Source organism: Nocardioides sp. YIM 152315, from assembly GCF_029210375.1.
GTDB lineage: Bacteria > Actinomycetota > Actinomycetes > Propionibacteriales > Nocardioidaceae > Nocardioides.
The window spans coordinates 51083-68019 of record NZ_JARGER010000048.1; the positions used below are offsets into that span (position 1 = coordinate 51083).

Annotated in this window: 20 protein-coding genes; 9 read left to right on the plus strand and 11 right to left on the minus strand. The window is 71.1% G+C overall.

Annotation, left to right across the window (positions count from 1 at the left end; genetic code table 11):
• Positions 1–75: 75 nt before the first annotated feature.
• Positions 76–927, minus strand: a complete 852-nt coding sequence (locus PZ894_RS22590) for an Ig-like domain repeat protein (RefSeq protein WP_275748257.1) — start codon at positions 925–927, stop codon at positions 76–78.
• 160 nt (positions 928–1087) lie between these two features.
• Between PZ894_RS22590 and PZ894_RS22595 the strand changes: the two genes are divergently transcribed.
• From PZ894_RS22595 to arfB, 3 genes are read left to right on the plus strand one after another with little or no spacing between them, the layout of a single operon-like run.
• Positions 1088–1495: a CoA-binding protein gene (locus PZ894_RS22595; RefSeq protein WP_275748259.1), complete on the plus strand. Its 408-nt coding sequence runs from the start codon at positions 1088–1090 to the stop codon at positions 1493–1495.
• Positions 1492–1863 carry a YrdB family protein gene (locus PZ894_RS22600; protein ID WP_275748261.1) on the plus strand — a complete coding sequence of 124 codons (372 nt, stop codon included), beginning with the start codon at positions 1492–1494 and terminating at the stop codon, positions 1861–1863. Before PZ894_RS22595 ends, PZ894_RS22600 begins: the two co-directional genes overlap by 4 nt.
• Positions 1863–2291, plus strand: a complete 429-nt coding sequence (arfB, locus tag PZ894_RS22605; protein WP_275748262.1) for an alternative ribosome rescue aminoacyl-tRNA hydrolase ArfB — start codon at positions 1863–1865, stop codon at positions 2289–2291. Before PZ894_RS22600 ends, arfB begins: the two co-directional genes overlap by 1 nt.
• Positions 2292–2446: 155 nt before the next feature.
• On the opposite strand, the gene metG is transcribed toward arfB, so the two are convergent.
• Entirely contained in the window at positions 2447–4234 is a 1788-nt protein-coding gene (gene metG, locus PZ894_RS22610) for a methionine--tRNA ligase (protein ID WP_275748263.1), read from the minus strand.
• A 53-nt stretch (positions 4235–4287) separates the two neighbouring features.
• Entirely contained in the window at positions 4288–4830 is a 543-nt protein-coding gene (locus PZ894_RS22615) for a TIGR03086 family metal-binding protein (RefSeq protein WP_275748264.1), read from the minus strand.
• 23 nt (positions 4831–4853) lie between these two features.
• Between PZ894_RS22615 and PZ894_RS22620 the strand changes: the two genes are divergently transcribed.
• Complete coding sequence (locus PZ894_RS22620) at positions 4854–5534, plus strand: GPP34 family phosphoprotein (protein ID WP_275748265.1); 681 nt, start codon at positions 4854–4856, stop codon at positions 5532–5534.
• Here PZ894_RS22620 and PZ894_RS22625 read toward each other — a convergent pair.
• Together PZ894_RS22625 and chrA are read right to left on the minus strand one after the other, a co-directional pair.
• Complete coding sequence (locus PZ894_RS22625) at positions 5527–6132, minus strand: DsbA family protein (RefSeq protein WP_275748266.1); 606 nt, start codon at positions 6130–6132, stop codon at positions 5527–5529. The two genes, PZ894_RS22620 and PZ894_RS22625, sit on opposite strands and share 8 nt — an antisense overlap.
• Positions 6129–7268 carry a chromate efflux transporter gene (gene chrA / locus PZ894_RS22630; RefSeq protein WP_275748267.1) on the minus strand — a complete coding sequence of 380 codons (1140 nt, stop codon included), beginning with the start codon at positions 7266–7268 and terminating at the stop codon, positions 6129–6131. The genes PZ894_RS22625 and chrA overlap by 4 nt, the downstream gene beginning before the upstream one ends.
• Before the next feature lie 18 nt (positions 7269–7286).
• Between chrA and pepN the strand changes: the two genes are divergently transcribed.
• Positions 7287–9830 (plus strand): aminopeptidase N, encoded by a 2544-nt coding sequence (gene pepN, locus PZ894_RS22635; RefSeq protein WP_275748268.1) that lies wholly within the window; start codon positions 7287–7289, stop codon positions 9828–9830.
• A 55-nt stretch (positions 9831–9885) separates the two neighbouring features.
• On the opposite strand, the gene PZ894_RS22640 is transcribed toward pepN, so the two are convergent.
• Complete coding sequence (locus PZ894_RS22640; protein ID WP_275748270.1) at positions 9886–10272, minus strand: DUF5130 family protein; 387 nt, start codon at positions 10270–10272, stop codon at positions 9886–9888.
• Entirely contained in the window at positions 10259–10612 is a 354-nt protein-coding gene (locus PZ894_RS22645) for a hypothetical protein (RefSeq protein ID WP_275748272.1), read from the minus strand. The genes PZ894_RS22640 and PZ894_RS22645 overlap by 14 nt, the downstream gene beginning before the upstream one ends.
• Positions 10613–10719: 107 nt before the next feature.
• Here PZ894_RS22645 and PZ894_RS22650 point away from each other — a divergent pair, with 107 nt between their 5' ends.
• Positions 10720–11772: a mechanosensitive ion channel family protein gene (locus tag PZ894_RS22650; RefSeq protein ID WP_275748274.1), complete on the plus strand. Its 1053-nt coding sequence runs from the start codon at positions 10720–10722 to the stop codon at positions 11770–11772.
• 13 nt (positions 11773–11785) lie between these two features.
• Here the strand turns inward: PZ894_RS22650 and PZ894_RS22655 are convergent, their stop codons facing one another.
• Positions 11786–12211 carry an OsmC family protein gene (locus tag PZ894_RS22655; RefSeq protein WP_275748275.1) on the minus strand — a complete coding sequence of 142 codons (426 nt, stop codon included), beginning with the start codon at positions 12209–12211 and terminating at the stop codon, positions 11786–11788.
• A 109-nt stretch (positions 12212–12320) separates the two neighbouring features.
• On the opposite strand from PZ894_RS22655, the gene PZ894_RS22660 reads away from it, so the two are divergent.
• A complete protein-coding gene (locus PZ894_RS22660; protein WP_275748277.1) occupies positions 12321–12692 on the plus strand; it encodes a globin in 372 nt (123 codons plus the stop codon).
• A gap of 4 nt (positions 12693–12696) precedes the next feature.
• Here PZ894_RS22660 and PZ894_RS22665 read toward each other — a convergent pair whose 3' ends face one another.
• Both PZ894_RS22665 and PZ894_RS22670 read right to left on the minus strand, forming a co-directional pair.
• Positions 12697–13524 (minus strand): acyl-CoA thioesterase, encoded by an 828-nt coding sequence (locus tag PZ894_RS22665; protein WP_345799169.1) that lies wholly within the window; start codon positions 13522–13524, stop codon positions 12697–12699.
• A 62-nt stretch (positions 13525–13586) separates the two neighbouring features.
• On the minus strand, positions 13587–13766 hold the full coding sequence (locus PZ894_RS22670; RefSeq protein ID WP_275748279.1) for a hypothetical protein: 180 nt from the start codon (positions 13764–13766) through the stop codon (positions 13587–13589).
• Positions 13767–13881: 115 nt separating this feature from the next.
• On the opposite strand from PZ894_RS22670, the gene PZ894_RS22675 reads away from it, so the two are divergent.
• Both PZ894_RS22675 and PZ894_RS22680 read left to right on the plus strand, forming a co-directional pair.
• On the plus strand, positions 13882–14511 hold the full coding sequence (locus PZ894_RS22675) for a TetR/AcrR family transcriptional regulator (RefSeq protein WP_275748280.1): 630 nt from the start codon (positions 13882–13884) through the stop codon (positions 14509–14511).
• Between the two features lie 88 nt (positions 14512–14599).
• The gene (locus tag PZ894_RS22680; protein WP_275748281.1) at positions 14600–15814 is read left to right on the plus strand and encodes an acetyl-CoA C-acetyltransferase; all 1215 of its coding nucleotides are present in this window, start codon (positions 14600–14602) and stop codon (positions 15812–15814) included.
• A gap of 3 nt (positions 15815–15817) precedes the next feature.
• Here PZ894_RS22680 and PZ894_RS22685 read toward each other — a convergent pair whose 3' ends face one another.
• On the minus strand, positions 15818–16909 hold the full coding sequence (locus tag PZ894_RS22685) for a winged helix DNA-binding domain-containing protein (RefSeq protein ID WP_275748282.1): 1092 nt from the start codon (positions 16907–16909) through the stop codon (positions 15818–15820).
• Positions 16910–16937 lie beyond the last annotated feature (28 nt).

Genomic DNA, 16937 nt, shown 5'->3' on the forward strand with positions numbered 1-16937 from the left:
CAGTCGTACGCCGCCCGGACGCGCGAACGCCCGGCCGGGGCGACCCGGCCGGGCGTTCGAAGGGTGGAGCCAGGGTCACTTGACCTTGACGACCGCCTTGTCCTTGCTGGACTTGAAGCTGCCGCCGCCCGCGAACGAGACGGTGACCTTGTGCTTGCCCTTGCCGAGCTTGCCGAGCTTGACCTTCGCCTTGCCGTTCTTGACCTTGGCCTTGCCGAGGACCTTCTTGCCCTCCTTGACGACGACCTTGCCGCTCGTCGCCGGACCGGCGTTGCCCTTGACCTTGACGGTGAGCTTGGCGACCTTGCCGGCCTTGACCGAGGTGGACTTGGCCTTCGTCTTCGTCTTCTGCTTGGCCAGCGCGACCTCACCCAGCGACTGGGCGCTCTGGCCGGCCTTCAGCTCGCACGGGATCGGGACGTCGCCGAGCGAGGCGGTCTCGGCGGTGAAGGTGAACTCGGCCGGCAGCAGCGCGTTCACCTTGCCCGCGGCCGGGGTCACGAACTTCTTGTTGGCGCCGGTCGCCGACCAGGTCGTCGTGGTGCCGTCGCTGGTCACGGCGCCGGACAGCGGGATCGGGGCGTCGCCCTTGCCGAGCTCGAGCGCGAAGTCGTCGGAGCGGGCGTTGCTGACGGCGAAGTCCTTCAGTGCCTGCTGGATGGCCGGGTCGGAGACGACGGCCGTCGCCTGGAGCTTGAGGGTGCCGGCCGGGACCGTCCAGCCCGCCGGGGCCTCCGCCGGGGCGCCACCGGTCGCGGTGAGCACGGTGTCGAACGACGCGCCGAGGGCGGCGACGGTGCAGTTGTAGGTGTTGGTGACCGTCGCGGCGCTGGCGGTGCCGGCACCGCCGGCGACGAGCGCGCCGGCCGCGAGAGTGGTGGCGATGCCCGCAACGGCGGTGCGGGCCGTGAGACGACGAAGGTTCATGAAGAGTGCTCCCTCCCGAGCAACCTGGTTCGCTACCGGGTGGTAGCAGAGACGGGCGTCACAGTAACCCCTGATCGGAGCCGACGGCACGCGACCCCCGGTATTTCCTCCGGCGCATGTCCGGAACTTCGCGCGCACCCGCGCGGCCTAGGCTCGACGCATGGCGAACTGGCACGACCCGGAGTGGGTCAGGTTCATGCTCGACGACTGCACGACCTGGGCTGTCGTGGGCCTCTCGGGCGACCCGTCGCGCACGGCGTACTCGATCGCGTCCCTCCTCCAGCAGCGCGGCAAGCGCATCGTCCCGATCCACCCGTCGGCCGCGACCGTGCTGGGCGAGCAGGGCTACCCGATGCTCGCGGACGTGCCGTTCCCGGTCGACGTCGTCGACGTCTTCCGGCGCTCGGAGGCGGCCGGCGAGTTCGCCGACCAGGCGGTGAAGGTCGGCGCGCGCGGCGTATGGCTCCAGCTCGGAGTCGTCGACGAGGACGCGTTCGCGCGCACGGTCGAGGCCGGGGTCCCGATGGTCATGGACACCTGCCCGGCGATCGAGTGGCGGCGCCGATGACGGTCGCCTTCGGCTGGCTCGTGCTGCTGCTGGTCTTCGTCGACGAGGTGCTGGCGATGGCGGCGTTCGGGGTGTGGGGCTGGCAGCAGGACGCGCGCTGGCTGCTGGTCTGGCTGCTGCCCGTCGTCGCCTGCGCCGCCTGGTTCCTCTTCGCCTCCCCGAAGGCGCAGTACGGCGGACCCCTGCGCCGCCCCCTCGTGAAGGTCGCGGTCTTCGGCCTCGCCTCGCTCGCCCTCTGGGACGCCGGCCACCCCGGCTGGGCGGCCGCGCTCCTCGCGTTCTCCGTCGTCGTCAACGCGCTCGCCCAGATCCCCGCCATCGCCCGGCTGCCGGACCAGATGCGGACCGCGAGCGAGACCGTGGATTGATGGACGTCCGGGTGCTGCCGGGGCCGGGAGTCCCCGAGGGCTTGCTGATCCCGGCGGGCGAGCTGGTCGAGCGCTTCAGCCGCTCCCCCGGCCCCGGTGGCCAGTCGGTCAACACCACCGACAGCCGGGTCGAGCTGGAGTGGGACGCCGGCTCGTCGACCAACCTCACCGACGCCCAACGCTCCCGGTTGCTGTCGCGGCTGCCGTCCCCCGTCCTGCGGGTGGTCGCGACCGAGCACCGCTCCCAGCACCGCAACCGTGCCGCGGCTCGCGAGCGGCTGGCCGAGCGGGTCCGCTCCGCCCTCGCCCCGCCGCCCCCGAAGCGGCGCCCGACCCGGCCGACCCGCGGCTCGAAGGAGCGCCGGCTCGAGGCCAAGAAGCAGCGCGGCGAGACGAAGTCGCTGCGCGGTCGCGTCCGCGACGCCTGAGCGGCTGAACCCTCCGCCGGCGCCCGCCGCAGGTTCGTCAAGGGATGACGGTCAAGTCACGCTTCCCCGGCCGCGTTCACCGAGGGAGGCGCGACTGCGGCTGCATACCTTGATGAACCGCAGCGCGGCCGCAGCCCGGCCCGAAGCCGTCCGGGTCACCCACCCAGGCGGGCCAGCTCCTCGTCGACCACCGACGGATCGAGCTTGCGGAAGATCGGCGTCGGCTTCTCGACCGGGGTGCCCGGCACGATCGGCCGCCGCTCCCAGGCCGGGAAGCCGGAGTACTCGCCGGTGATGATCGGGTACGGCGCGCCGCCGTCGAGGTCCTCGACGTCCTCGATGCGCGGCATCGGGGCGACGTCGCCGGCACCGCCGAGGGCTCGGTCGACCTCGTTGGCCGCGAACGGGAGGAACGGGCTCAGCACCAGGTTGAGGTCGGCGACGCACTGCGCCACGACGTGCAGGATCGTGCCAAGGCGCTCCGGGTCGTTCTTGACCTTCCACGGCGCGGTGTCCGACACGTACTTGTTGACTTCGGCCACGGCGCGCATGGCCTCGCCGATCGCCTGCTTCTGCCGGTGCCGGCCGATCAGGTCGCCGACCACGCCGAAGGCCGCCTTCGACGCGTCGAGCACCGCCTGGTCCTCCGGCGTCAGCTCGCCGGCCTTCGGGAGCTCGCCGAAGTTCTTGGCGATCAGCGTCGCCGTGCGGTTGACGAGGTTTCCCCAGCCGGCGACGAGCTCGTCGTTGGTGCGCCGCACGAACTCCGACCAGGTGAAGTCGGAGTCCTGGTTCTCCGGGCCGGCGGCCGCCACGAAGTAGCGGAACGCGTCGGGCTGGTAGCGGCTGAGCAGGTCGCGCACGTAGATCACCACGCGCTTGGAGGAGGAGAACTTCCGACCCTCCATCGTCAGGAACTCGCTGGAGACCACCTCGGTCGGCAGGTTGAGCTCGCCGTACTGCCGCGGGCTGCCGCCCTTGCTTCCCTTCCCGGAGTAGGCCAGCAGCTCGGCCGGCCAGATCTGGCTGTGGAAGGTGATGTTGTCCTTGCCCATGAAGTAGTAGGACAGCGCGTCGGGGTCGTTCCACCACTCGCGCCAGCGCTGGTCGTCGCCCAGCCGACGGGCCCACTCGATCGAGGCGGACAGGTAGCCGATGACCGCGTCGAACCAGACGTAGAGCTTCTTCGTCGGGTTCTCGCGCCAGCCCTCGAGCGGCACCGCGATGCCCCAGTCGATGTCGCGGGTCATCGCGCGGGGCCGGATCTCCTTGAGGATGTTCTGGCTGAAGCGGATGACGTTCGGACGCCAGGTGCCCGAGGCCTCGCGGCCGTCCAGCCACTCGGAGAGCGCCTCGGCGAGCGCCGGCAGGTCGAGGAAGAAGTGCTGGGTCTCGATGAACTCCGGCGTCTCGCCGTTGATCTTCGACCGCGGATCGATGAGGTCGTGCGGGTCGAGCTGGTTGCCGCAGTTGTCGCACTGGTCGCCGCGCGCGCCGTCGTACCCGCAGATCGGGCAGGTGCCCTCGATGTAGCGGTCGGGCAGCGTGCGGCCCGTGGACGGCGAGATCGCGCCAAACGTCGTCTGCTCGACGAAGTAGCCGTTCTCGTAGACGCCGAGGAACATCTCCTGCACGACCTGGTGGTGGTTGCGCGCCGACGTCCGCGTGTAGAGGTCGTAGGTCAGGCCGAGCGACGTCAGGTCCTCGGCGATGATCCGGTGGTTGCGGTCGGCCAGCTCCTGCGGGGTCAGCCCGGCCTCGTCGGCGGCGATCAGGATCGGCGTCCCGTGCTCGTCGGAGCCGGAGACCATGAGCACCTCGTGGCCCGCCATCCGCATGTACCGACTGAAGACGTCGGAGGGCACGCCGAAACCGGCCACGTGGCCGATGTGGCGCGGGCCGTTGGCGTACGGCCAGGCGACTGCGGACAGGACTCGGGTCATGACCCAATCCTAGGGATCGACCGCCAACCGATATCGGCCGCGTCCGGCTGTGCTCAGCGGACGGTGCGGCCGGCGTACGCCGCGAGCCGCTGGTAGGACCCCGCGTCGTCGGAAGCCGTCTGCTCCGCGCCGAACGCCGGGCCGCGGTTGTCGGCGGTGAGGTTGGCGCGCATGAACGCGAGCCCCCGGTCGGCCACCTCCTGGTCGAGCCGGTCCACCCGCGCACCGATCGCGGTCGCGAGGTCCCACGTGTGGACGGCGACCTCCGCGGTCTGCCAGTCCGCGCTGACCGGCGCATCGCCGACACCCTCGTGCCAGGCGTGGATGAGGTCGTCGCCGGACGCCCGGAACGCCGGGCCCCATCCCTCGCCGACGTGTGCGGCGGGCGCGGACCAGTCGGGTTCGCCGCCCCGCATCATCGTCAGGAACTTCCCCGGTGCCGCGATCAGGTGGTCGGCAAGGGCGGCCACGTCCCAGTCGCCGCACGGAGTGGGACGGGCGAGCAGGTTCGGGTGCACCTGGTCGAGCACGTCGCCGGCCTGGTCGAGCGCCTTTGCGAGCACTCGCACCTCGTCGCCCCAGTCGGCGTCGGCCATGGACCCTATCGTAGCGTCGTTCCATGGCCATGTTGATCGCAGAAGACCTGCTGCTGCTGGTCCTCGACGACGACAAGGGCACGCTGACGACGGCCCACCCGCAGCCGGCACTCGGCGGGGCGCTCCTGGTCGAGCTCGCCCTCACGGACGCCGTGCACGTCGAGGAGAAGACCAGCGTCTGGCGGTCGGCCAAGGTGCAGGCGGTGCCTGGTGCGCGGCCCGACGACGACGTGTTGGGGACGGCGTACGACGCGGTGGCGGAGCGGCCCCGCACCGCGCAGGACCTCGTCGACCGCCTCGGCAAGGGCCTCAAGGACCGGCTCGCCGAGCGGCTCGTCGACCGCGGGCTGCTCGAGCGGGAGGAGGGCCGGGTGCTCGGGCTCTTCCCGCGCACCCGTTGGCCCGCGGCCGACTCCACCCACGAGCAGCAGCTACGCAGCTCGCTGAGCGCCGCGCTCGTGCAGGGGCTGACGCCCGACGAGCGCACCGGCGCCCTCGTCGCGCTCCTGCACGCCATCGACAAGGCCCACAAGGTGGTCGACCGCGACCGGCTCCCGGCCCGGGAGGTGCGCAAGCGGGCCAAGTCGATCGCCGAGGGCGAGTGGGCGGCCAAGGCGGTCCGCGACGCGATCAACGCCTCCACGGCCGCCGTCGCCGCGATGACGGCGTCGACCGCGGCGGCCGCGGGCGCGGCCTCTAGCTGAAGTCGAGGTCCTCGGTGCGGCTGCGCTTGAGCTCGTAGAAGTGCTCGAACTTCGACAGGGTGACGAAGGAGTCCCACATCCGGCCGGCGTCCTCGCCACGGGGTGACTTGCTGATCACCGGCCCGAAGAAGGCACGACCCTCGAACGCGATCGTCGGGGTGCCGACCTCGTTGCCGACTTGGTCCATGCCGCGCCGGTGGGAGGCCGCGATCGCGTCGTCGTAGGACGAGTCGTCCATCGCGTCGGCGAGGGAGACGTCGAGGCCGGCGTCCACGAGGGCCGCCTCGATCATTGCGCGGTCCTTCTCCTGCTGCTCGACGTGGATCCGGGTGCCCATCGCGGTGTAGAGCGGCAGCAGGACCTCCTTGCCGTACTTCTGCTCCGCGGCCATCAGCACCCGGACCGGCTGCCAGGCCGTCGCCAGGAAGGCGCGGTAGTCGTCGGGGATGTCCTTGTCCTGGTTGAGGTAGGCGAGGCTCATGATGTGCCACGTCACCGAGATGTCGCGGACCTCCTCGACCTCGAGGATCCAGCGGGACGTGATCCACGCGAACGGGCAGGCCGGGTCGAACCAGAAGTCAGCGTTGGTCTTGGTCATGTCCATTGAAATCCGGACAGGCCGAGACCTATTCCCACGACGGCGCCCCCGGCGACGTACCACGCGCTGTTGAGGCGCGTGCGCCACAGCAGCACCAGCGTCACCGCGAAGATCGCGACCCCCCAGACGTCGGTGACAGAAGCGCGGGCGAGCTGCCACGAGACGCCGGCCATCAGCGCAAGCGACGCGGCGTTGAGGCCGTCGAGCACCGCTGCGGTCCACGCCGAGGACCGCAGCCGGCTCGTGATCCTGGTGAGCAGCCCGACGAAGACGAACGACGGCAGGAAGATCCCCACGGTGGCCAGGAACGCGCCCGGCAGGCCGGCGACGAGGTAGCCCAGAAACGTTGCGGTCGTGAACACCGGCCCCGGCGTGACCTGACCGATCGAGACCGCGTCGACGAGCTGCTGCTGGGTCACCCAGCCGAGCCGGCCGACGAGGTCGCCCTCGAGGAAGGCGAGCAGCACGTAGCCGCTGCCGTACAGAACCGAGCCGATCTTGAGGAACGTCAGGAAGAGCTGGGCGAGCTGGGCGGCGGTCGGGTCCGGGAACAACACGGCCAACGGGGTCAGCAGTGCCCCCGCACCTGGCCGCCGACGCGCGAACACGTGGGCGGCGGCTGCGACGCCCGCGCCGGCGACGAGCACGGCGAGCTCGTTCACGCCGAGGAGGTACGCCGTCAACGCGCCGGCGGCGAGCAGCCCCAGCCACCGGTTCCTCACCGCGACCGGCAGCAGACCGACGAGCGCCCAGGCGACGATCGCCAGCACCGCCGGCACCACGCCGTGCAGCACCCACTCGGCGCCGGGCGTCTCGCCGTGCTCGACGTACAGCCATGCGAGTGCGGTGACAACGACCGCCGCGGGCAGGATGAAGCACACGCCGGCGGCGAGCAGGCCGCGCCACCGCGCGCGGTCCCAGCCGAGGTGGATCGCGAGCTCCGTGGAGTTCGGACCGGGGATCAGGTTGGTCGCGCTCATCAGGTCGACGAATCGCTCGTCGGACACCCAGCCGCGACGCCGCACGACCTCCTCGCGCATCATCGCGACGTGTGCCACCGGCCCGCCGAAGGCGATCGTGCCGAGTCTCAGGAAGACCAGGGCGACCTCGCGGCCTTTTCCGGTCGGGGGAAGCACAGTGCAAGGATGACGCACATGCCTGGAACCAACCTGACCCGGGACGAGGCCGCCACCCGCGCCGCACTCCTGGACGTCACGTCGTACTCCATCGACCTGGATCTCACGACGGACGACAAGACCTTCGGCTCGACCACCACGATCCGGTTCACCTGCGCCGAGCCCGGCGCGGAGACCTTCGCGGACCTCGTCGAGGCCACCGTCCACGAGATCACGCTGAACGGGGTGCCGCTCGACCCGGCCACGGCGTACGCCGACAGCCGGATCGCGCTGTCCGGCCTGCAGGCCGACAACGAGCTCGTGGTGCGGGCGGACTGCACCTACTCCCGCACGGGCGAGGGGCTGCACCGCTTCGTCGACCCCGCCGACGACCGGGTCTACCTCTACTCGCAGTTCGAGGTGCCGGACGCCCGGCGCGTCTACACGACCTTCGAGCAGCCCGACCTCAAGGCGCCGTTCGCGTTCACCGTGACCGCCCCCGAGCACTGGAAGGTCGTCTCCAACTCGCCGACGCCGAAGCCGGAGGCCGTCGGGGAGAGCAAGGCCGTCTGGCGGTTCGCGCCCACCAAGCCGATGTCGACCTACATCACCGCGATCGTCGCGGGTGAGTACCACGAGGTCCAGCACGTCTACCACGGCAAGCACGGCGAGATCCCGCTCGGGCACTACTGCCGCCAGTCCCTCGTCGAGCACCTCGACGTCGACGAGCTCGTGAAGCTGACCGAGCAGAGCTTCGCGTTCTTCGAGGAGCAGTTCGACTACCCGTACCCGTTCGGCAAGTACGACCAGCTCTACGTGCCGGAGTACAACATGGGCGCGATGGAGAACGCCGGCTGCGTGACGCTGCGCGACGAGTACCTCCCCCGCAGCCGCCAGCCGCGCTCGTTCTACGAGTTCCGCGCCTCCGTCATCACCCACGAGATGGCGCACATGTGGTTCGGTGACCTGGTCACCATGAAGTGGTGGGACGACCTCTGGCTCAACGAGTCGTTCGCCGAGTGGGCCTGCTACTTCTGTGAGGCCGAGGCCACCGAGTTCACCGACGCGTGGACCGGCTTCACCAACGCCCGCAAGCAGACCGGCTACCGCCAGGACCAGATGCCGAGCACCCACCCGATCGCCGCGGACAACTACGACCTGCGCGCGGTCGAGGTCAACTTCGACATGATCACCTACGCCAAGGGCGCGTCGGTGCTCAAGCAGCTGGTCGCCTGGGTCGGACTGGAGCCGTTCCTCGCGGGCCTGCGCCAGTACTTCAAGGACTTCGAGTACTCCAACTCCGAGTTCAGCGACCTGCTCGCCGCGCTCGAGAAGTCCTCCGGCCGCGAGCTCACCGGCTGGGCCGCCGAGTGGCTGCAGACCGCCGGAGTCAACACCCTCGCGCCGTCCTTCGAGCTCGACGCCGACGGTCGCTACACCTCGTTCGCGGTCACCCAGGCCGCGCACCCCGAGTGGCCGACGCTGCGCCGGCACCGCATCGGCATCGGCCTGTACGACGAGGTGGGCGGCCGGCTGGTCCGTCGCACGTCGTTCGAGATCGACGTCGAGGGCGCGCGCACCGAGGTGGCCGAGCTGGCCGGCCAGCAGCAGCCCGACCTGCTGCTCCTCAACGAGGGCGACCTGACCTACGCCAAGATCCGTCTCGACGAGCGGTCGCTTGCGACCGTGGTCGGCGGGCTGTCGAAGCTCGACGACTCGCTGGCCCGGGCACTGGTCTGGGGCTCGACGTGGGACATGACCCGCGACGCGGAGATGTCGGCCACCGACTACGTCGCGCTGGTGCTCGCCAACATCGGCCAGGAGACCGATGCGTGGGGCGTGAGCCGCATCCCGACGTACGCCCTGCAGGCGGTCAACCAGTTCTCGGCACCCGCCAACCGCGCCGCGCTGCGCGCACGATTCGAGACCGGCCTGCGTGAGCTGCTGCTGGCGGCCGAGCCCGGCAGCGACCAGCAGCTCACCTTCGCCCGCACCTACGCGGCCGTCGCGCACAGCGACGAGGCGATCGCCGACCTGGAGGCGCTGCTCGACGGCGGCCTGGAGGTCGAGGGCCTCGCGGTCGACCAGGACCTCCGCTGGTCGCTGATCACCGCCCTCGCGGTCAACGGCCGCGAGGGCGACCGCATCGAGTCCGAGGCGGCCGCCGACAACACCATCTCCGGCCAGGAGCACGCCGCCGCCGCCCGCGCCTCCCGCCCGACCTCGGAGGCCAAGGCCGAGGCGTGGGACGTCGCGATGGTGCGCGACGACGTCGCCAACGAGACCCAGCGCAGCGTGGTGCTCGCCTTCCAGCGGGTCGGCCAGGACGACGTGCTCGCGCCGTACGTCGAGAAGTACCTGACCGCGGCCGAGACGATGTGGGAGGAGAAGGGCACCCAGCGGGCTTCGACCGCGCTGGAGTTCATCTTCCCGCGCCAGCTGGCCAGCCAGCACCTCCTCGATCGCGTCGACGCGTGGCTCGAGTCGTCGCCGGCCAACCCGGCCGCGAAGCGCTACGTCCGCGAGGGTCGCGCCGACGTGGCCCGCGCGCTCGCCGCCCAGGCTGCTGACGCCCGGGGCTGAGTCGGCGGGGCGTGCAGGAATCCCCGGTGCACCGGGGATTCTGGCACTCCCGGCCTCAGACCGTGTCGCCGTGCAGCGTCTCGGGCGTGCGCGCGTGGTCGGCCAGCATCTGGATGCCGCGGCGCAGGCCGCCGACCAGGTCGCCCTCGGCGAACGACGACCGCATCTGCAGTGCGGTGAGCTCGACCTCGTGATCGGTCAGCGAGCGGCGTACGACGCCGCCGGTGACGATCTCGAGGACGCGGGAGGCCGGATCGAGCAGGATCAGGATGCTGCGCGCCGGAGCGACCAGGGAGTTGTGCAGCTGCGTGGCGAACGCGCGGGAGTCGGCGGTCGCGCGACCGACGAAGACGCTGAACTCGAAGCGCGAGACCAGCTCGGCCCTGCGGATCGCCTCGTCGATCTGGAACCGCTCGGCCTCGTTGAACTCACCAACGCCCACTTGCGCCACCCGCCTTCGACTCCTCGCTGTCCGGGGCGGGCAGCTGGGCGGTGCCGGAGCGCGGTCCACCGAACCACTGGTCCTGGGTGGCGTGGCCACCCGGGGTGAAGCGCTCCCCCTTGACGATGCCGGGGATCACGACGAGCGCAGTGATCACGAGGAAGATCAGCAGCGGGACACCCACGAGGAGCAGCAGCGCCTCGGTGGGGTCGACCTCGGTCTCGGGAGCCCAGTTCTCCGGCACGTCGGCGCCGGCCGGCCCACCGGCGGCGAGGACGAGCGCCCCGGCGAGGAGCACGACGGAGGTACGACGGACGCGGCGGGCGAGCTTCGTGGTCACGCGAGGATCGTATCGGGTCAGACCGGTCACACCGGCCGCGGGGAGCGCCGTGAGCGGCACCGTCCGGCACTGCCGCAGTCTTGTCCGGTGCGGTAGACATGGGGCCCATGTTCGGCTTCCAGATGAGCGATCCCTGCGAGAGCGGCCAACAGCTGTGTGACGTCGTGGAGGACTGGACCGGCAACCAGACGCTCGCGAACATCTCCGACGTCGTGATCGGCAAGCCGCTCGCGCTGCTGTGGCTGCTGATCCTGTTCGTGGCCGTCCGCTGGGTCCTGCACCGGGTGGTGGACCGGCTCGTGGCGCGCGCCGAGGACGGCATGCTGCCGGACAAGATGAGCCGGTTCGGCCTGCGCGGCAAGGCGGCCCGCAACGCCGAGGCACGCGACCTGGCCACGCAGACCCGCCGGGTCCAGCGCGCCAAGACGATGGGCGACCTGCTCAAGAGCGTCATCACCGGCCTGCTGATCGCGATCTTCGGCACGATGGCGCTCAGCGAGCTCGGCGTGAACATCGCCCCGATCATCGCCTCCGCCGGCATCATCGGCCTGGCGCTCGGCTTCGGCGCCCAGTCGCTCGTGAAGGACTTCCTGTCCGGCATCTTCATGATCTTCGAGGACCAGTACGGCGTGGGCGACGTGGTCGACGTCGGCGAGGCCAGCGGCACCGTGGAGGCCGTCAGCCTCCGGGTCACCCGGCTGCGCGACCTCAACGGCACGGTGTGGTACGTCCCGAACGGCGAGATCCTGCGCGTCGGCAACATGAGCCAGAACTGGTCGCGTGCCGTGGTCGACGTCAACGTCGGCTACCACGAGGACATCCCCCGCGTCGAGGGCGTCCTGCGCGAGCTCGCCCACGACCTGTGGGAGGACGAGGACTTCCGCGGCCTCGTCATCGAGGAGCCCGAGGTGACCGGTGTCGAGATGTTCACCCCCGACGGCATCACGCTGCGCGTGCTGCTGAAGACGGCCCCGATGGAGCAGTGGGGAGTCGCCCGCACGCTGCGTCAGCGCATCAAGGCGCGCTTCGACCACGAGGGCATCGAGATCGCGCTCCCCCAGCGCGTCATCTGGCACCGCGAGCAGCCGACCCCCGACGCGCCCCCGAAGACGACGGCGGGCCCCTCCCCCGAGGGGAAGGAGCCCGCCGCCGGCGGCTGAGCTGCGCCGACTGTCAGGACAGCGCGGCGTCCAGCGTGATCGTGGTGCCCGCGAGCGCCTGGCTGACCGGGCAGCCCTCCTTGGCGGCCTCGGCGGCGGCGACGAAGTCCTCGTTGCTGATGCCCTCGACGACGCCCCGGACGGTCAGCTTGATGCCGGTGATGCCGGTGCCGGGCGTGAAGTCGACGGCGGCCCGGGTGTCGAGCGAGGTCGCCGGCGTACCCGCCTTGGCGAGGCCGTTGGAGAAGGCCATCGAGAAGCAGGACGAGTGCGCGGCCGCGATCAGCTCCTCGGGGCTGGTCTTGCCGTTCGCCTCCTCGGCGCGCGCGGGCCAGGACACGTCGTAGGTGCCGACGCCGGAGGACTCCAGCGTGACCTGGCCGGCGCCCTCGAACAGGGTGCCCTCCCAGTGCGTGGTGGCGGTGCGGGTCGTGGCCATGTGCTGATCACTCCTCGTGCAGTGGGGTGCGTGTGTGCTCGGAAGACCTTCGGCGCGAGTCTTGCACGCCGGTGTCGGAGCCTCACCGGGGCACCGTCAGAATGGACGCGTGACGTTCTACGAGGAGATCGGTGGCTTCGAGACGTTCCGGCGCATCGTCTCGAAGTTCTACGAGGGCGTCGCCGAGGACCCGGTGCTCCGGCCGATGTACCCCGAGGAGGACCTCGGACCGGCCGAGGAGCGCTTCCTGCACTTCCTGGTGCAGTACTGGGGCGGCCCCACGACGTACTCGGACAACCGGGGCCACCCGCGGCTCCGGATGCGGCACGCGCCGTTCGCCGTCACCCCCGACGCGAAGGAGCACTGGCTCCGCCACTTCCGCGCGGGCCTCGACGAGGTGGACCTGACCCCGGAGCAGGACCAGCAGTTCTGGGACTACGTCACGCACGCCGCCCAGTTCATGGTCAACACGTTCGAGTGACCGGTCAGCCCGGCTGCAGCGCCCTGAGCCGGTCGAGATAGGCGTCCGCGGGCGCCACAGAGCGCTCGGTGGCGCCGTCGAAGAACACGATCGTCACGCGGGCGCGCGCCAGGACGGTGTCGCCGTCGCCGATCACGGACTCGATGGTCGCCGAGCGCTGCCCGACGCGGGCGACCCAGCTCCACGCGTCGTACGCCTCCGGCCGGAAGAGGATCGGCACGCGGTAGTCGACGTCGGTCTGCGCGACGACCAGCGAGACGTGGTCGAGGCCCTCCCAGATCCGGGCGAAGCCGGAGATCCGGGCCTCCTGGAAGTACTCGAAGTACTTCACGTTGTTGACGTGGCCGTAGACGTCCACGTCGGAGAAGCGCACCTGCACCGGGTAGTGGAGCGCGTGGTCCGGTCGCATCGCGAGCGCCGGGCGCGGAGCGGGCTCCTCGGGCTCGAGGAAGAGGGAGAGCGACTCGCGCTCGCGGTCCCCGAGCCGGCGGGGGCGCTCGGTGGCGAAGACGTACGGCGTGAGCACGGTCTTGGCGCGCGCGTAGACCCTGCGGTCGCCGGCGGCGTCCTCGTGGAAGATCTCGTAGGAGATCGTGAACGCCGCGGCCCGGATCTCGGTCACCCACGACTCGATGCTGACCGGCCGGAACCCGAAGTGCAGGGGCGAGACGTAGGTGACCTCGTGCCGGACGACCACCACCCCCTCGGCCAGCGCGCCGGTGCTGGCCGCGGGCCCGTGGGTGCGGAGCATGTCGACGCGGGCCTCCTGGAGGTAGTCCACGTAGACGACGTTGTTGACGTGCCCGAGCAGGTCCATGTCGGCCCAGCGCATCGGGCATTCATAGCGGTGCCGCACGTGCCCGATGCTGCCAGACGCGGGCGTCGGTCCCGCCCTCAGTGGCTGGCGACGAGACCGCGGTAGTAGCTGCGGAACGACTCCCGCCGGGCGAGGCGGCTGCGGCGGTTGGTCACGACGAAGTCCGCGATGACGCCGACGGAGACGGCCGCCAGGACCGCGGCGAGCACGATGAACGCGATCGCGAGGGCGACGAGGGTGCTGCTGACGAGGGTCATGCCGAGACCTTTCTACATCTGTAGTTCTCTACTGATGTAGAAGCTACTCCCGGGCCGCCGCCGGGACAAGCGCGCGGAGTAGTGTCACCAGTCACAGCCGTGGCGAAGGAGCGATGTGCCGAGCACCCGGACCGCAGGGGTCACCGCGCCGGTCGCGCTCTCCCCGCGCCGCCGGGAGCTGCTGGACGCCGCACTGCACGTGATCGCCGACGAGGGTCTCAAGGGCCTCACCCACCGGGCGGTGGACCGCCGCGCCGGTCTCGCGGAGGGCAGCTGCTCGGCCTACTGGCGCACCCGCAGCGCGCTCCAGGCGGCGCTCACCGAGTACGTCGCCCATGCCCTGCTCGCCGACGTCGACCGGCTCGCCGAGCAGATGCGCGCCTGCGGACCCGACGAGCAGACCGGTGTGGAGGCCGCGCTGGAGCTCTTCCTGCGGTGGCTCGACCAGCGCGAACTGCTCGTCGCGCGACTGGAGCTCACCATGGCCGCGAGCCGGGACGCGGGGCTCGCCCGACTCCTCGCCGACCACCGCTCGCGGCTGGTCACGCTGGTCGAGGAGATCATGTCCGCGGCCGGCAAGGAGCACAGCGAGGAGCGCGCCGAGGCCCTGGTGGCGTCGTACGACGGCATCCTGCTCGCGGCCCTGCTCAAGCCGGCGCGGTCGCGCCGCGGGTTCCTCACCCGCTCGCTGGAGCTGCTCGGGACGTCGCTCGCCGGCGAGGCAACGCCCGCCGCGGGCGCGTGACCAACGCCGCACGAGACGGAACTGGAACTCGGTCTACTGTGGCCCGGTAGCAGCACCGACCCGCACGCCCTCGTCCTCAAGGAGACCCATGCCCGAGGCAGTCATCGTTTCCGCGGCCCGCACCCCCATCGGCCGCGCCAACAAGGGCTCGATGACCGAGTTCCGTCCGGACGACCTCACGGCGTTCATCGTCAAGACCGCGCTGGACAAGATCCCCGCCCTCGACCCGACCACGATCGACGACCACTACCTCGGCTGCGGCCTGCCCGGCGGCGAGTCCGGCAACAACATGGCCCGGGTCGTCAACGTGCTCAACGGGCTCGACGACGTGCCCGGCGCGACGATCACGCGCTACTGCTCCTCGTCGGTGCAGACCACGCGGATGGCGTTCCACGCGATCAAGGCCGGCGAGGGCGACGTCTTCGTCTCCTCGGGCGTCGAGACCGTGTCGCGCTTCGCGAAGGGAACCTCGGACCACTGGCCCGACACCCACAACCACGAGTTCGACGAGGCCAAGGCGCGCACCGACAAGACCGCCGAGGGGTGCCAGGGCTGGCACGACCCCCGCGAGGACGGGCTGCTGCCCGACGTCTACATCGCGATGGGCCAGACGGCCGAGAACGTCGCCAAGCTGCGCGGGCTGAGCCGCCAGGAGCTCGACGAGTTCGGCGTTCGGTCACAGAACCTCGCCGAGAAGGCGATCAACGCCGGCTTCTGGGAGCGCGAGATCACCCCGGTGACGACCCCGAGCGGCACCGTGGTCAGCAAGGACGACGGCCCGCGCGCCGGGGTCACCTACGACGGCATCAAGGACCTCAAGCCGGTCTTCCGTCCCGACGGCGTCGTGACCGCGGGCAACTGCTGCGCACTCAACGACGGTGCCGCGGCGGTCGTCATCATGTCGGACACGAAGGCCGCGGAGCTCGGCCTGAAGCCGCTGGCCCGGATCGTCTCGACGGGCGTCTCCGGCCTCTCTCCCGAGATCATGGGGCTCGGCCCGGTCGAGGCGACCAAGCGGGCGCTGGCCAACGCCGGCATGAGCATCGGCGACATCGACCTCGTCGAGATCAACGAGGCGTTCGCCGCACAGGTCGTGCCGTCCTACCAGGATCTGGGCATCGACCTCGACCGGCTCAACGTCAACGGCGGCGCGATCGCGGTCGGCCACCCGTTCGGCATGACCGGCGCCCGGCTCCAGAACACGATGCTCAACTCGCTGGACTGGCACGACAAGACCACCGGCCTGATCACCATGTGCGTCGGTGGCGGCCAGGGCATGGCGCTCATCCTCGAGCGCCTCTGACCCTCACTCCTCGCTGAACCCCGAGAACGCCTGGCCGCGGAACGCGGCCAGGCGTTCTGCTTGCTCCTCGACCCCGTCCGGGACACCGCTGCCATCCCAGACCGTGACCGCGATCTGGACCTTCCTCCCCCTGCTGCGCGGGCGCCAGCTGCCCACCACCTCGCCGTCCACGAGCACTCCCCCGGGGCGCCCGAGCGTGCGCCAGAGATCCTTGCGGGCCGCCTCGTCGGGGACGACGAGCTCACGGTCGCGGCCCTGGAGGAAGAGGTCGAACGGGCCGAGCAGGCGTACGCCGCGAGCCGGTGGCGGGTCGGTCAGCGCATCCAGGTCGGCGGCCAGCACATCGAGCCCGACGCCGTCTACCTCGACCGGCACGACGTCCTCGGGCCAGCGTCCCCGGACGTCGCGCACCGTGCTGTCGACGTACCCGGCGACCAGCTTCGGCGTCGCTGGGCCGAGGAACCTCAGCACCGCGCGCACCGGGTCGAGGTGCTCGGGCACCTGCTTCGCCGCTCCGCGCCAGCGCGGGATGCGGTGGAGCACCGGAGGCGACGTGCCGGGCTCGAGCTCCAGCCCCGCCTGCAGGCCGGCGAGACGGAACGGCTGCTCGTAGGTGTGGGTCGCCCGGCAGGGGTTGCACCAGCGCAGGTAGGGGTCGTCGAGGCGCTCGGTGAGCGCCGCAGACAGGTCGCCCTTCACGACGGGCGTCGCGGCGATGTCGCGCATCTCCCCCGCGATGTGGTCCAGCGCGTCGAGCACCGGGATGCCGGCCTTCTTGAGCTGTCGAGCGGCGTCGAAGATCCGTTTCGAGGCGTCGGCCTCGCTCCACGGCGCGACGGCGGCCGCCACCTGCGCGGCCTCGGGCCGGCGGTAGGCGTGCGGTGCACCGCGAAGCGTCCAGGCCAGGACGAGGTCGTCCGCCGGCAGCTCCGCGCCGCGGATCGCCAGCGCCCACGCGGCGCCGTCGGGGCCGGTGTCCTGGACCCCGAGGTCGAGGATCGCGGCGTCGCCGTGGATGCCCTCGCGGTCGAGCTGCTGCGCCGCCACCCGGAATCGCAGCACCTGTTCACGCGACACAGTCGTCGGCTCGCTCATGGGTCCCATCGTGCGTCATCCCTCGGAC

Bases quoted from the DNA above. Each gene is read 5' to 3' on its own strand.
- PZ894_RS22615 (WP_275748264.1), bottom strand. From the start codon at position 4,830: ATGGCCGACGCCGACTGGGGCGACGAGGTGCGAGTGCTCGCAAAGGCG.
- PZ894_RS22590 (WP_275748257.1), bottom strand. From the start codon at position 927: ATGAACCTTCGTCGTCTCACGGCCCGCACCGCCGTTGCGGGCATCGCC.
- PZ894_RS22665 (WP_345799169.1), bottom strand. From the start codon at position 13,524: ATGCGCTGGGCCGACATGGACCTGCTCGGGCACGTCAACAACGTCGTC.
- arfB (WP_275748262.1), top strand. From the start codon at position 1,863: ATGGACGTCCGGGTGCTGCCGGGGCCGGGAGTCCCCGAGGGCTTGCTG.
- PZ894_RS22600 (WP_275748261.1), top strand. From the start codon at position 1,492: ATGACGGTCGCCTTCGGCTGGCTCGTGCTGCTGCTGGTCTTCGTCGAC.
- PZ894_RS22685 (WP_275748282.1), bottom strand. From the start codon at position 16,909: ATGAGCGAGCCGACGACTGTGTCGCGTGAACAGGTGCTGCGATTCCGG.
- PZ894_RS22595 (WP_275748259.1), top strand. From the start codon at position 1,088: ATGGCGAACTGGCACGACCCGGAGTGGGTCAGGTTCATGCTCGACGAC.
- PZ894_RS22620 (WP_275748265.1), top strand. From the start codon at position 4,854: ATGGCCATGTTGATCGCAGAAGACCTGCTGCTGCTGGTCCTCGACGAC.
- PZ894_RS22655 (WP_275748275.1), bottom strand. From the start codon at position 12,211: ATGGCCACGACCCGCACCGCCACCACGCACTGGGAGGGCACCCTGTTC.
- PZ894_RS22650 (WP_275748274.1), top strand. From the start codon at position 10,720: ATGTTCGGCTTCCAGATGAGCGATCCCTGCGAGAGCGGCCAACAGCTG.
- PZ894_RS22680 (WP_275748281.1), top strand. From the start codon at position 14,600: ATGCCCGAGGCAGTCATCGTTTCCGCGGCCCGCACCCCCATCGGCCGC.
- pepN (WP_275748268.1), top strand. From the start codon at position 7,287: ATGCCTGGAACCAACCTGACCCGGGACGAGGCCGCCACCCGCGCCGCA.
- PZ894_RS22670 (WP_275748279.1), bottom strand. From the start codon at position 13,766: ATGACCCTCGTCAGCAGCACCCTCGTCGCCCTCGCGATCGCGTTCATC.
- PZ894_RS22625 (WP_275748266.1), bottom strand. From the start codon at position 6,132: ATGACCAAGACCAACGCTGACTTCTGGTTCGACCCGGCCTGCCCGTTC.
- metG (WP_275748263.1), bottom strand. From the start codon at position 4,234: ATGACCCGAGTCCTGTCCGCAGTCGCCTGGCCGTACGCCAACGGCCCG.